A 13,586-nucleotide genomic window follows, 5' to 3' on the forward strand; every position below is an offset into this window, starting at 1 on the left:
GGCTCAGAACCTTCTGAAATGATCGAGATGGCAGCACCTGTCGTCATGACTGGTCGAGGGCATGTGACAGCTTCGCTATCGCCACCTGCGCGGGAATGTCTCCGCCGACAACAGGAGACCCGCATGTCACGTACAATTAACCTTGCGAGCCATGGCCAATCTGCAAGCGGAACATCCCATAGCGGTACCCTCCCCAGCGACCATCACTCCGGAGCTGTTGAAGCAGCACAGCATCACCCCGGACGAGTACAAGCGAATCGAAGAGGCGCTTGGCCGTACCCCCAGCCTGACTGAGCTGGGGATTTTTTCGGTCATGTGGTCGGAGCACTGCTCCTACAAATCCTCGCGCGTGCACCTCAAGCGCCTTCCCACCCGAGGGGAGCGCACCACCGGCCCCGGAAGCGTGGTTCAGGGACCCGGCGAGAACGCCGGCATCATCGACGTGGGCGACGGCTGGGCCTGCGCCTTCAAGATCGAGTCGCACAATCACCCCAGCTACATCGAACCCTACCAGGGCGCGGCCACCGGCGTCGGCGGAATCCTGCGCGATATTTTTACGATGAACGCCCGTCCGCTGGCCGTCATGGACTCGCTCCGCTTCGGCCCGCTCGACGAGACTGAGCCCGATGAGGCTCTGCGGCGCAAGAATCATCAGGTGGCCACCGGAGTCGTTCACGGCGTAGCCGGATACGGCAACTGCTTCGGCGTACCCAACCTCGGCGGCGAGACCCGCTTTGAGCCCTGCTACTCCGGCAACCCGCTTCTGAACGCCTTTGCACTCGGCCTCGTGAAGACTGACGAGATCTTCTATGCCAAGGCCGTCGGCATCGGCAACCCCGTCATCTACGTCGGCGCGAAGACTGGCCGCGACGGCATCCACGGCGCGACAATGGCGTCCGAAGAATTCACTGAAGGCTCCGAGCAGAAGCGCCCGAACGTCCAGATGGGCGACCCTTTCATGGAGAAGCTTCTCCTCGAAGCCTGCCTCGAAGCCATGGCCACCGGGGCCGTCCTCGGCATTCAGGACATGGGCGCGGCAGGCCTCACCTGTTCCACCTGCGAGATGGGCGCACGCGGCGGCCTTGGCCTCACCGTCGAGCTCGACCGCGTTCCTCAGCGCGAGACCGGCATGACCAGCTACGAGATCATGCTGTCGGAATCGCAGGAGCGCATGCTTCTGGTCGCCGACAAAGAGCGAGCAGTCGAAGTTCTCGACGTCTTCTCGAAGTGGGGCCTCGACGCCTCCATCGTGGGCGAGGTCACCGCCGAGCCGCACATGCGCATCACCCAGCGCGGAGTTCTGGTCGCGGACATTCCGAACCAGTCGCTCACCGACGACGCTCCTGTGTATCACCGTCCCGTCGGCACATGGAAGGCTCCGGTTCCGCTCGATCCTCCGACGCATGTCCTCGAAGAGCTGAAGAAGCCCCGCGACTACACCGCAGACCTCAAAAAGCTTCTCGCCAGCGCCAACATCTGCGACAAGCGCTGGGTCTACGAGCAGTACGACTCGATGGTTCAGACCAACACCGTGCAGGGCCCCGGTGGCGAAGCCGGAGTGATGCGCATCAAGGGAACGGGAACCAAGGGCACCTCGCTCTCTCCGACCGACGACAGGGAACAGAAGCACGCTCCGCGTGAGCGCGGTCTCGCGATGGCTCTCGCAGGGAATGGACGCTGGACGTATCTCGATCCCAAACTCGGCGCGATGCACGCCGTCGCCGAAGCCGCCCGCAAGGTCGCCTGTACCGGCGCGACTCCGGTCTCCGCGACGAACTGCCTGAACTTCGGCAACCCTGAAAAGCCTGAGATCATGGCGCAGCTCTCAGCCGCCATCGACGGCATCGCCGAAGCCTGTAACGCGCTGGGAACTCCGGTCACCGGCGGCAACGTCTCGCTCTACAACGAGACCAAGGGCGTGGGAATTTATCCGACCCCGGTGCTTGGGATTGTCGGAATTATTGATGATGTGACGAAGGCTGTGCCGGCTTCCTTACGTAAGTCCGGGGACGCCGTTCTCTTCATCTCCGCGCTGAGCGGCAAGGGCCGCAACGCAAAGCAGGACATGGGATCGACCGACTTCGCGAAGACGGTCCTGGGAGAGCTTTGGGGAGCTCCACCAGCGCTGGATATCAACGAGGAGGCAGCTCTCCACAAGGCACTGATAGCACTCGCGGCGAAGGGGCTCCTCCAGTCAGCTACAGATCTTTCGGACGGTGGCTGCGTTACCGCATTCGCCAAGAGCGGCTTTCCAAACGAGCTTGGTGTGAAGGTCTCCATGAAGATGGAGTCCGATGAGCCCTTCCTGCTCTCTGAGCGTCTCTTCAGTGAGGTTGGATCGTCTGTCATCGCGACCGCCGATCCCGTAAAGATTGAAGAGATTCAGACAGTGTTGAAGGAAGTTGGAAGTGTTTGGGCCTTCGCCATCGGCGAAGTCACTTCAGGCGACTACACCATAGAGGTCAACGGCAAGACGCTGATCAACTCAACGATAGGTGAACTGAAGCAGGCGTGGTCCGGCGCTCTCGAAGCCCAGCTTGCAGAAGAGGTGGTGACGGCATGAAAAATGAATTCACCGCTTTGAACGATGAAGAAGTCATGATCGAGGATCTGCAGGACGACGAGACCCCGTTCGACAAGCTGCGCGAAGAGTGCGGCGTGATGGCCATCTACAACCATCCCGATGCCGCGCGCATGACCTACTGGGGTCTCTACTCGCTGCAGCATCGTGGGCAGGAGTCTGCGGGCATTGCCTCCGCCGACGGTCAGAACGTCAACGACATCAAGGGCATGGGGCTGGTCTCCGAGATCTTCACCGACGAGGTTCTCGCCAAGCTTCCCGGCCACATGGCCATCGGCCACACGCGCTACTCGACAACCGGCGACTCCGCGCTGTTGAACGCGCAGCCCATCTCGGTTGAATCGACCAAGGGCCTCATCGCTATCGCGCACAACGGCAACCTCGTCAATCTCGGCAACTCACGCGAGCGGCTCGAGCGTGACGGAGCCATCTTCCAGACCACCTCCGACTCCGAGATCATCATCCAGCTCATCGCGCATTCGAAGGCATCGACTCTAGTCGACTGCATCGCCGACTCGCTCTCGCAGGTCGACGGAGCCTTCTCCATCGTGATGATGACGCGCAACCGCATCTTCGCCGCACGCGACCCGCATGGCTTCCGTCCGCTCTCGATGGGCCGCATCCCCGGCGTCGATGGCGCGCCCGACACCTTCGTCTTCGCCTCGGAGACCTGCGCTTTCGATCTGCTCCATGCAAAGTACGAGCGCGACGTGAAGCCCGGCGAGCTCGTCATGGTTTCCGAAGACGGTGTCACCAGCCGCTACTTCGACACCAAGACCCCGCAGGCCAGCTGCATCTTCGAGCACGTCTACTTCGCTCGTCCGGACTCGCGCATCTATGGTCGCTGGGTCCAGAAGAGTCGTGAGGAAATGGGCCGTCAGCTCGCCCGCGAGTCCCACGTCGATGCCGACCTCGTGGTCCCCGTGCCCGACTCCGGCGTGACTGCCGCACTCGGATACGCCGCTGAGTCGGGAATCCCGTTCAACCTCGGTCTCATCCGCAATCACTACGTTGGCCGCACTTTCATCCAGCCGGAGCAGCGCGTGCGCGACTTCGGCGTCCGCATGAAACTCAACCCGGTGCGTTCGCTGCTTGAGGGAAAACGCGTCATCCTGATCGACGACTCGATCATCCGGGGAACCACTTCGCGCAAGATCGTGCGCATGGTTCGGGCAGCCGGGGCGAAGGAAGTGCATCTGCGCATCTCGTGTCCACCGACGATCTCGCCGTGTTTTTATGGTGTGGATACTCCGAGCAAGAAGGACCTGATCGCAGCGAACCAATCCGTTGCAGAGATTTGCGAGTATATCGAGGCAGACTCGCTCGCCTATCTCTCCCTCGTCGGTCTGACCCACTCCTGCACAACAGGCGAGCCGCTCCATGGCCTTGAGCCCGGCGACTTCTGTACCGCCTGCTATACCGGCGACTATCCCACCCAGTGGGTCGATGTCGCTGACATTCTTCCGGCTGTGACGACTGTCGGTTAGGTAAGCTTCACCGAGTTCAGGTAGTCGAAGTTCACCTTCATACTCTCGAAGGCCGGCGTGTTGTCATCGCTCCATGTTCTGTTCTAGCGGGCTTCCTGTTCCGTGGGATGTTTTGCGGTGAACTCCGAGCAGCAGGGCTTGGCCACAGGTTCGAACTCCATCATCTCTACTCGAGTCAGGTCTGGATCGTAGAGATTTACTTGCACCTTGCCGTCGCGGCCGGTCTTCGCGGAGGAGCAGTTGGGGCCCTCGCAGTGATTGCGCTCGAGAGCGGCGATGGCGTCGTTCATGTGGGTTACACCGAGCGACATGTGGTCCGATACGCCAATCTGTTTCAGAGTCGCATTCGGACTGATGTTGAGCATGTACTCCAGCCAGTCCGATCCATCGGGGACCTGCGCGCTCACCCAGTCGGTCGTGGAGTCGTTGCGTCCGCCATGCCAGTAGGGGCGGAAGCCGAGGATGTCTCGATAGAAGCGGTCTTCGGTGGCCGGATCCTTTACGACGAAGCCGGCGTGGATCATGCGTCGCGAGACTGCAGTCGCAGGGACCGCGCCCGGGATCGCTGGCCCCTTCACCTGCTGGACGAAGAAGATCAGGTTGCCCTCGGGATCGCGCACGCTGAAGCGACCCTTGCTAAGGGGATCGACGATCTCGACTGAGTGAGCTTTCAGGTAGCTCTGAAGTGCTTTCGCATCCCGCGTCATGAATCCGACGGCAGCCAGTCGCGCGTTCGGAGCGGGCGAAGGCAGCGGCGTCACCTCGATCCACTGCGAGTCGTTGACGGCGTAGCGGGTGATCTCGCCAGCCTTGTCTGGATGAAAGCCGAGCGTCTGGCCGTAAAACTTCGCGGTGGCTGCGCCGTCGCTGGCGTAGACGCGAACGAAGGCGATTCCAGTGATAGCCGGACGCTGCTGCGACCACGCGAGGGTAACCGCAGCGAATAAAACCACGAGTGCGAGCGCTTTTTTCATCGAGCGCCACTCTACCCGGGCCCCGTCGCGAAGTCAATGCAGGTGCGCCGGTTAGCTGCGGGAGAACTGGGTCTGCTGCTTCTCCTGGTGGCGTTCTACGGCGAGCTGGATGAGGCGGTCGATGAGCTGCTTGTAGGGCAGGCCGCTCGCGTCCCAGAGCTTGGGATACATGCTGATGCTGGTGAAGCCGGGAAGCGTATTGATCTCGTTGAGGAAGATGCGCGGCTTCTTTCCCTTCTTCTTTCCCTTGGCTGCGGGCTCCATCAGGAAGTCGACGCGGGCGAGTCCGGCGCAGTCGCAGGCCTTGAAAGCTTCGATGGCCATCTGGCGGATCTGCTTCGACTCGGCGGAGGTGAGTTTCGCCGGGATGATCGGCACGCTGGCGTCGGAGAGGTATTTGGCTTCGTAGTCGTAAAACTCGGCGCCGGGGACGATCTCACCGACTACGCTTGCCTCGGGAGAGTCGTTGCCGAGGACGGCGACCTCGAGCTCGCGAGGCTTCGCGCCTGCTCCTCCGACGCCCTGCTCGATGACCAGCCTGCGGTCGAAGCTGGCGGCTTCATCCATGGCGGCCGCGAGCTCGGAGCGATCGTGGACCTTGCTGATTCCGACCGAGGAGCCGAGGTTCGCGGGTTTCACGAAGATCGGATACTTCAGCGCGGCTTCAATCTTCTTCGTGCAGGCCTTCGGGTTGGCGCGCCACTCGCTGCGCAGGAGCGAGATCCAGGGGGTCTGGGGCAGGCCGGCGGCGGCGAAGAGCTTCTTCATTGCGGCCTTGTCCATTCCGGCGGCGGAGCCGAGGACACCGGAGCCGACGTAGGCGATGTCGGCGAGCTCGAAGAGGCCCTGAATGGTTCCGTCTTCGCCGAAGGTTCCGTGGAGGACGGGGAAGATGACGTCGAGATCGAGCGCGGGCCGGGAGAGCTCGGGGCTTGCCCGGAGCTGCAGGGGCTGGAGCGACTCGGCCGGGACCGGCGGGATGATGATGGCTTCGCCGCGTTTGAGGACGGCGGCGGTTGGGGTGGTGGCCGGGTCGCCGGCGAGGCGTGGGTTATCGGGAGCCTGTTTGCCGGTGAGGAGGGCGTGGGCGTCGGAGGCCGTGACCCACTGGCCTTGCTTGGTGATTCCGATGGGGACGACGTCGTACTTCTTCTTGTCGATGGCCTTGAGGATCGATGCGGCGGAGAGGAGCGAGACCTCGTGCTCGCCGGAGCGTCCCCCGAAGAGGATTCCGATGCGCTGCTTTTTCTTCATACTTCTTTCAGTCTCTTCTATGCGCCGGAGGATTGGTGCGGAAGTTTGACGCCGTACCACGCAGGTATACCCCTCCCCGTACTTTTTTACGCAAAGTCTTCGATTCAGGGAATTTAGGTCCGGACCTCGTCGCGGGAGCGGTTTGAGCCTCCCACGATTTTCGAATGCTACTTCTATTATAGGGAGCGAGGGGGAACTGATCGGCAACGGGTAAACCATTTTGAATGTGGTGGTTGGGTCGAATAGAGGCTTGACAGGGCGGTTGCCGGGCACGTTGCGCGTGGCGGTCTGTGGAGAAGCGCAATACAGGGATCTCTCCACTTCGCTGCGCTTCGGTCGAGATGACGTGAATTGTCGAGATGACGTGAATTGTGGTGTGGGTATCTCGGGCTGAAGCTGCTGTTTTTGCTGGTGGGGGCACCCGTTCGGCTTCGCTCAGGGATTTGAATCTGCGTTCTTCTTTAATTCATGGTCTGCAAATTGACAGGGGAGGGGAGGCTGGGTAGCCTCAAGGCGTCGGCGATAGCGGCGGGCCAATCTTCTATCTTCCTGCTGACTAATCCAATGGCCCCGCCGGCATAGATGCCTTGCGTGGGGCGGAGGCATTCGATGAGCACAAAGCCAGACTACAGCGCAGAGGAGTGGGACCTGTTGCGTTCTTCGCCGATGATGGCGGGGATCCTGGTGGTGGCGGCGAGTCCGAGCGGGCCGGTAGGGCTGGTGCAGGAGTCGGCTGCGGTGGGGAAGATGATTCTTTCTGCAGCGAGCTCGGCGCAGACTCCACTGCTGAAAGCCCTGGCCGAGGACATGAAGGCCTCGATGTCGATTCCGAAACCGCCCGCGGGAGCTTCGCCTACGGCAGTGCAGGATGCCGCGACGGAGATTCTGCGGCGCACGTCAGAGCTGCTGGCGAAGAAAGCCACGCCGGAAGAGGCCGCCGAGGTGAAGCAGTGGCTGGGCAAGATTGCCGATGCCACGGCAGAGGCTACCAAGGAGGGCGGATTCCTTGGGTTTGGGGGAACGCTGGTCACCGAGGAAGAGAAGGCCGCGGTGGCGAAGGTGAACTTCACGCTAGGGATTGCAGCGGCCTGAAAAGTTCCAGCGGAGGTGGGATTCTCGATTGGGTATCTCTGCAAAATACAGGGATGCCCGTTCGAATTCGCTCAGGCAGGCTCTCGGCTCGCTTCGCGGTGAGGGCTGTTTGGGATTAGGTGAGCTTTGCTCTGGGATCTCGATGGCTTGAAAAGGTCCAATGAAGTGGAACCCTCGATTGTGGATCCTGCAAAAAATACAGGGATTCCTCGGCTCGCTGCGCTCGCTCGGAATGACGGCGGAAGTGTTTGGAATTAAATGGTGAAGGCTGGAGCCCTTTAAGGCTGAAAAGCGACCACGCCTTTGGTCTCCGAAGTGAAATAGCGGCGCTTGATCCAGAAGGCGACGTTAACCAGCCCGATCAGTGCGGGAACCTCGATTAGAGGGCCGACGACTCCGACGAAGGCCTCGCCCGAGTTCAATCCGAAGACGGCTACGGCTACCGCGATAGCCAATTCAAAGTTGTTGCCCGCCGCCGTGAAGGAGAGCGTGGCGGATTGGGCGTAGTCCGCGCCCAACCGTTTCCCCATCCAGAAGCTGACCAGGAACATGATGAGGAAGTAGATGACCAGGGGGATTGCGATCTTTACCACATCGAGCGGGAGACGGACGATCAGGTCTCCTTTGAGCGAGAACATGACGAGGATGGTGAAGAGCAGAGCTACCAGGGTGAGCGGGCTGATGCGTGGAACGAATCGGGTGCGATACCAGTCCTCTCCCTTGCGGCCAATGAGAGCGTAGCGGGTGAGGAAGCCAGCGACAAAGGGGACGCCGAGATAGAGGCCGACGCTCTTTGCGATCTGGCCGATTCCGATGGGAACAACGCTTCCGTGAAGACCGAACCAACGGGGAAGTATGGTCAGGAAGACCCAGGCATACAGGCTGTAGAAGAGCACCTGAAAGACGCTGTTGATGGCCACCAGCCCGGCGACATAATCGGTATCACCTTCGGCGAGCTCATTCCAGACCAGCACCATCGCGATACAGCGGGCGATGCCGATGAGGATGAGTCCGCGCATGTAGGCAGGCTCGCCGTGAAGAAAGGCCAGGGCCAGCAGGAACATCAGCACCGGACCGATCAGCCAGTTCTGCACCAGCGAGAGTCCGAGTACGCGCCGGTTGCGAAAGACCTCTCCCAGCTTTTCGTAACGAACCTTGGCCAGCGGGGGAAACATCATGACGATCAGCCCGATCGCAATGGGGATGTTGGTCGTTCCCGATTGAAAGCGGTTTACGAAGCCCGCGGTGGATGGAACGAAATGGCCGATCCCGACGCCGAGAGCCATCGCAAGAAAGATCCAGAGGGTCAGAAAGCGATCGAGAAACGAGAGCTTCTTTCGAGCGGCGGGGGCGCAGATGCGACCTTGTGCAACGGGGGCAACGGACATCAGCAGGACTCGCAGGAGGTGTTTTTTGTGGATGACAGAGGGGCGATGGACGAGGGCAGGGGAGCTCCGTCGAGAAGAGCGTATTTCGCTGGCGCGCAGCAGGCCTTCGTGAGCGTGGCCCGGTCGGCGCGCATTTGTTTGTCTTCGGTAAGCCAATCGAGCGTCTGGCGGAGAATCTGCGCGGCGCCGATGTGGGGCGGCATGACGATGCGGTAGTGCATCCACTTGCCCTCGCGCCGCGCCGCAACGATTCCCGCGCTGCGGAGATAGGCAAGGTGGCGTGAGATCTTCGGCTGAGGCCCTCCGAGAATTTCGACGAAGTAGCAGACGCAGATCTCCTGGTCTCCCATGAGGTTCAACAGGCGAAGGCGAGTGTTGTCCCCGAGCGCCTGAAAGAAACGTTCCACATTGAAAGCCGGTTTTGCCGCCATGAATTTAATATATACGCCTTGACGTATGCGATGGCAAGCTCCTATAGTCGCCTAAGCGAATATGTAGGAGGGCGACATGCCTGAGCAGATTCTGGATTCGGTGAAGTCGAAGTACAGCATGGTTGCGGAGAGCTCGCTGTCGAGCCATCACGAGGGAGTCAAGGCCGTGGCGGAGGCCTTTGGCTATAGCGTCGAGGAGCTGACCTCCATTCCGGCAGAGGCGAATATGGGCTTGTCCTGCGGGAATCCAACGGCTACCGCTCATCTGCGGCCGGGAGAGGTGGTCGTTGACCTGGGCTCGGGCGGCGGGCTTGATGTCTTTCTCGCTTCAAAACAAGTGGGAGAGAAGGGTCGGGCCATCGGCATCGATATGACGACGGCGATGATCGAGCGTTCACGTGAGAATGCGCGAAAGGGCGGCTACACCAATGTGGAGTTCTATCAATCGACCATCGACAGGATTCCTCTGCCGGATGCCTCGGTGGATTGCGTTCTCTCCAACTGCGTGATCAATCTGGCGCCGGACAAGCCTGCGGTCTTTCGCGAGATGGCCCGCGTCCTTAAACCGGGTGGCCGTGTCGCCATCAGCGATATCGCCTTGAAGCACGAACTTCCTGAAGCTGTGGCCCAAAGCATGGCAGCTTACGTGGGGTGCGTTGCGGGAGCCATCCTGATCGAAGACTATCGCGCTGGCCTGCTGGCGGCGGGATTTCAGCACGTCGAGATTGTGGACAGCGGAGCGGATCTGAATGCCTACGGCAAGGTTGAGAATCAGGCCGGTTGCTGCTCCCCCGCGATGGTGGGGGATAGTTCTGAAAGTGCCTGCTGCGCTCCGCCTGCCGGTGAGTCATCTTTGCATGACGATCTTAAGACGCTGCTTTCGCAATATGACGTGAATGCGGCGGCGGCCAGCGTGAAGGTCTACGCGGTGAAACCAGAATCGGCTTCGGCCAAGACGTGCTGCGGGCCTGCCTGCTGCTCATAAACCGGGATGTTTCAGGAGAGGCAATGTACACGGTAATCTTCGCCTGCGTTCATAATGCGGGCCGCTCACAGATGGCTGCGGCCTTTTTCAATCACCTGGTGGATCGACAGAGAGCGGAGGCCGTGTCCGCGGGAACGGAGCCGGGGCTGCGCGTGCATCCGGAGGTTGTGGCGGTTATGCAGGAAGCCGGGATCGACCTGAGCGATGCAAGACCGCGGAAGCTGACGGACGAGCTGGCGCGGGAGGCTCACCTGCTTGTGACGATGGGCTGCGGAGACAAGTGCCCTTATGTTCCGGGGTTTCGAAGAGAGGATTGGCCTTTGCGGGATCCGAAGGGTCTGCCGATCGAGGAGGTGAGAGTGATTCGCGATGAGATACGAGGCCGGGTGCAGCGGCTTCTGACGGCAGAGGGAGTTTTGGCCGGGAATGAATCTTCGCGATGAGAGGCGCCGAGGCTGGCGCCTTCGTCGCAGGAAAGCGATCTTCAGAACGCGGCGCGTTCTACCGTTACCGGTCCATCCAGACCGGAAGGATATAAGGGTGTCTTCGCACTGAATTTGTGGACGTTGGTCTCAGTCAGGCGTTGGTTTGGGGGAAGGCTGGCATCTCCGATCAACCGGTTGGGCCAGAGGTTCACAACCTTGATCTCCAGTTCGTTCTTTCCGGCATGGACAAACTTTGTGATGTCGGTCCGGGTTGGCTTCGTCCATACGACGCCGACATCCTTGCCGTTCACACGGACTGCAGCTACCTCGTGCACTTCGCCCAGGTTTAGCAAGAGTTTTTCGCGGGCTTGCGGAGTAGATGCAAGGCTGAAGGTCTTTGTGTAACGTGCAGCCCCGGAGTAGTGCTGAATTCCCCACTCAGGGCATTTTGTCCAGTCGGTCAGGGTGTCGAAGGTGATGTGCTCCGGGCCTCCCCACTTTGGATCGAAGGCGACCTGCCATGGTCCGTTCAGGGTTTCAAGTTTTTTGATGGCCGGATAGTTTGTCTGCGCGGTGCCTGAGGCAGACCGCGCGATGGGCCTACGAAAGACCACGAATGTCGAGCCTCGCGGGCCGAATTGCAGGGGTACGGTTGTTCTTCCGTCCGTCTGCGAGAATGCATGTGCGTCGCGAATCTCGCCGGTTACGGGATCCCACAGCTCTGGTTGTCTGCCCGCAACGCGAAACGTTGCAGAGATCTTCTCTTCCGGGTCCCACTTGCTTGCGATGAAGTAGATCTCGGTATCTCCGGTGCGGCGGTGAATCCAGTCGATGGTTCCTTTGTCGCTCAGTCCGGTGTAGGTAAAGTCGGGCTGCAGCTTCAATGCATGCAGTGCCTCTTTCGCATTGCCCTGGAAGATTTCTCCGTCTTTGAGCCGGTCACTCCAGAGCTGATCCACGGCAGCGGAAAACTCTTTTTTCACGTTTGCGTCGAGCACGTGCCCTGCTATGCCTGAAGGCTTCGGCCCAACGATGACTGCGCCCGCTCGAAGCAGTCCGGCGATCTTCGTCAGAGCCTCGGGAGTCATTGGGGTATTCGCAGGCAACACGAGGATACGGTAGCTCATTCCATCGGGCAGGGTAAGGCGTCCGTCGCGCACGGTCAGGCGATGCAGCAGGGCATCGAGGTTGATGTTGTCGTGGTCGTATCCTTCGGCTGGAAGAGCGGGTTCCGTCTTTCTCTGCTCGATCTGACCGATGGCGTCGCCGCGATAGTACAGCGCATCGGCGACGAACAATCCCTGCTGCAAGAGGAACGCACTACGGCCAAGGTAGGCGTTGAATGCCGGGGTCTCATCCCACCAGGTGGTGTTGCGGCTGTAGTGCGTCCCTGCGAAGTAGACATAACCGGGCTTTGCGGTGACAGAGGGCGACTGGCTGTAGTTGTGGACCACGATCAGATTGCAGCCATCGGCGAATCCCTGGTCGCCTGTGTTCTTCATGTCGAAGAAGGTGTCCTCCCAGTGCGGACCGACGGAGGTAAAGCTCTCGCATCCGAGAAGGTGCTTGCCGTAGATGTGCCCTGCGCTTGCGGTGTCCCGCATGAGGAAGCGGCGGTCGGGCGTGGGCCGGTGGGGTGAGGGAACCCAGAATTCGCCCATGGGAACATCCACACCGCTTACGTCCTGCTGCGGATCGAGCTGGCCTGAGTTGGGCCCGGCGGCCTCTGAATAAAATCGGAGCCCGTTGCGGTGCGCGATCTCGCCGAGATGCGCATAGTGGTTTGTCGCGATTACATCCGCGATGGTTTGGTAGTAATCGCGACGCACGGCCTCCGCATCGCCTGCATTGCCCATCGACTTGCCGGCCAGTGCTGGCAGCCAATGGATGAGGTCGTATCCGCGCAGACGCGCGAACTCGGCGGGAAACAATCGCGTCCATGTGGTGGGCCCGGCTTCCCAGCTGTCGTCCTCCACTCCATAGAGGCCTTTGCGCTCACTGGCTGACATCTCCTTGAGCACGCTGCCCATAGTGACGTCCCAGGTTCTGTCGAGGGCTTCTTTGCTCATTCCGTCGGTGTAAAGGCCCCAGGCGTTTCGCATTCCCGTGGGCTCGTAGGCGAAGCGCAACACGGTCCACGCGCCAGCGGGAGCGTCCCAGTTGAGCCTTCCATTCGCGTCGACTTTGTTGGTGAGGTCGATCACGTCTGTTTCGTCGAAGTGCTCGCGATCCGGCACCGCGAGCACTGCGATCGGATGCCGATACTTCGCGATGTCCGGGAGCGTAAATTTCTCCGCCACCATCGAGTGCACGGCGTCTTTACTGGGGCGCATCGCAGTCTTTGGCTCGGCGAGCGTAGCGGAGAACTTCGCCGGGCCTTTTACGGCGGTCTCCGACCAGACGAGCTTCTGCTGCGAATCTTCGACGGGAATGTCGCCGGAGGTGCTGGCCAGTCCTACGGTCACGACCAGCTTCACTCCGATGCGCGCTGCTTCTTGCGCGGCAAACCGTACCAGCTCACGCGATTCCGGTTGCCACGACTGCATGGGCGGAGAGGGAATCTCGGAGAAGTGCGCGCCGGGGAAGTCCGTCGTTGGAATCTGCTTGTAACCCTTGTCGGCGAGGACCATCTTTGTGGTGCCCTGCATCTCGTCGCCGACGCCGCTGTCGTAGAGGATCGCACCCTCGATGCCTTTGGCGTGCATGGCTTCGAGATCCGCCGTGATGGCTGCGTGATTTGTCTTCACCCGCAGCCACATCCAGAAGACCCAGGGCCGCGATGAGGCAGGGGGATTGCGAAAGCCTGCTTGCAGAGAAGAGCGTTGCCGGTTGTGCGTCTGTGCTTGAGTACTCGTTGTGGAAGCGAGACACAAGGCGAGGGAAGCGGCAAAGGCCCATGGAAAGATCCAGACGGAACGACGCGATTTCATCCCCAACAGTGTATGTCGCAGGATCGTCACGCCGGGTTT

The 13,586-nt window shown here is 60.7% G+C and carries 10 protein-coding genes; 5 read left to right on the forward strand and 5 right to left on the reverse strand.

Going from position 1 to position 13,586, the window contains the following annotated elements; genetic code table 11:
- Window positions 1–151 precede the first annotated feature (151 nt).
- Window positions 152–2,563 (forward strand): phosphoribosylformylglycinamidine synthase subunit PurL, encoded by a 2,412-nt coding sequence (gene purL, locus AC5S26_RS04055; protein ID WP_494183568.1) that lies wholly within the window; start codon window positions 152–154, stop codon window positions 2,561–2,563.
- A gap of 35 nt (window positions 2,564–2,598) precedes the next feature.
- On the forward strand, window positions 2,599–4,068 hold the full coding sequence (purF, locus tag AC5S26_RS04060; RefSeq protein ID WP_494184601.1) for an amidophosphoribosyltransferase: 1,470 nt from the start codon (window positions 2,599–2,601) through the stop codon (window positions 4,066–4,068).
- 83 nt (window positions 4,069–4,151) lie between these two features.
- Here purF and AC5S26_RS04065 read toward each other — a convergent pair whose 3' ends face one another.
- Entirely contained in the window at window positions 4,152–5,042 is an 891-nt protein-coding gene (locus AC5S26_RS04065; protein WP_494183569.1) for a VOC family protein, read from the reverse strand.
- A 51-nt stretch (window positions 5,043–5,093) separates the two neighbouring features.
- Window positions 5,094–6,296 (reverse strand): D-alanine--D-alanine ligase family protein, encoded by a 1,203-nt coding sequence (locus AC5S26_RS04070; RefSeq protein ID WP_494183570.1) that lies wholly within the window; start codon window positions 6,294–6,296, stop codon window positions 5,094–5,096.
- A 609-nt stretch (window positions 6,297–6,905) separates the two neighbouring features.
- Between AC5S26_RS04070 and AC5S26_RS04075 the strand changes: the two genes are divergently transcribed.
- A complete protein-coding gene (locus AC5S26_RS04075) occupies window positions 6,906–7,388 on the forward strand; it encodes a hypothetical protein (RefSeq protein WP_494183571.1) in 483 nt (160 codons plus the stop codon).
- Between the two features lie 278 nt (window positions 7,389–7,666).
- Here AC5S26_RS04075 and arsB read toward each other — a convergent pair whose 3' ends face one another.
- Both arsB and AC5S26_RS04085 read right to left on the reverse strand, forming a co-directional pair.
- Entirely contained in the window at window positions 7,667–8,776 is a 1,110-nt protein-coding gene (gene arsB, locus AC5S26_RS04080; protein ID WP_494183572.1) for an ACR3 family arsenite efflux transporter, read from the reverse strand.
- Entirely contained in the window at window positions 8,776–9,207 is a 432-nt protein-coding gene (locus tag AC5S26_RS04085) for an ArsR/SmtB family transcription factor (protein ID WP_494183573.1), read from the reverse strand. The genes arsB and AC5S26_RS04085 overlap by 1 nt, the downstream gene beginning before the upstream one ends.
- Window positions 9,208–9,283: 76 nt before the next feature.
- Between AC5S26_RS04085 and arsM the strand changes: the two genes are divergently transcribed.
- Window positions 9,284–10,192, forward strand: a complete 909-nt coding sequence (gene arsM / locus AC5S26_RS04090) for an arsenite methyltransferase (protein ID WP_494183574.1) — start codon at window positions 9,284–9,286, stop codon at window positions 10,190–10,192.
- Between the two features lie 23 nt (window positions 10,193–10,215).
- Entirely contained in the window at window positions 10,216–10,635 is a 420-nt protein-coding gene (locus AC5S26_RS04095) for an arsenate reductase ArsC (protein ID WP_494183575.1), read from the forward strand.
- 41 nt (window positions 10,636–10,676) lie between these two features.
- Here the strand turns inward: AC5S26_RS04095 and AC5S26_RS04100 are convergent, their stop codons facing one another.
- The gene (locus tag AC5S26_RS04100; RefSeq protein WP_494183576.1) at window positions 10,677–13,364 is read right to left on the reverse strand and encodes a glycosyl hydrolase; all 2,688 of its coding nucleotides are present in this window, start codon (window positions 13,362–13,364) and stop codon (window positions 10,677–10,679) included.
- Between the last annotated feature and the right edge of the window lie 222 nt (window positions 13,365–13,586).

Source organism: Edaphobacter sp. FHG110511_03 (assembly GCF_059115365.1).

What these genes read in the sequence shown, in the direction of transcription:
- purL (WP_494183568.1), top strand. Translation starts at nt 152, where the DNA reads ATGGCCAATCTGCAAGCGGAACATCCCATAGCGGTACCCTCCCCAGCG.
- purF (WP_494184601.1), top strand. Translation starts at nt 2,599, where the DNA reads ATGATCGAGGATCTGCAGGACGACGAGACCCCGTTCGACAAGCTGCGC.
- AC5S26_RS04065 (WP_494183569.1), bottom strand. Translation starts at nt 5,042, where the DNA reads ATGAAAAAAGCGCTCGCACTCGTGGTTTTATTCGCTGCGGTTACCCTC.
- AC5S26_RS04070 (WP_494183570.1), bottom strand. Translation starts at nt 6,296, where the DNA reads ATGAAGAAAAAGCAGCGCATCGGAATCCTCTTCGGGGGACGCTCCGGC.
- AC5S26_RS04075 (WP_494183571.1), top strand. Translation starts at nt 6,906, where the DNA reads ATGAGCACAAAGCCAGACTACAGCGCAGAGGAGTGGGACCTGTTGCGT.
- arsB (WP_494183572.1), bottom strand. Translation starts at nt 8,776, where the DNA reads ATGTCCGTTGCCCCCGTTGCACAAGGTCGCATCTGCGCCCCCGCCGCT.
- AC5S26_RS04085 (WP_494183573.1), bottom strand. Translation starts at nt 9,207, where the DNA reads ATGGCGGCAAAACCGGCTTTCAATGTGGAACGTTTCTTTCAGGCGCTC.
- arsM (WP_494183574.1), top strand. Translation starts at nt 9,284, where the DNA reads ATGCCTGAGCAGATTCTGGATTCGGTGAAGTCGAAGTACAGCATGGTT.
- AC5S26_RS04095 (WP_494183575.1), top strand. Translation starts at nt 10,216, where the DNA reads ATGTACACGGTAATCTTCGCCTGCGTTCATAATGCGGGCCGCTCACAG.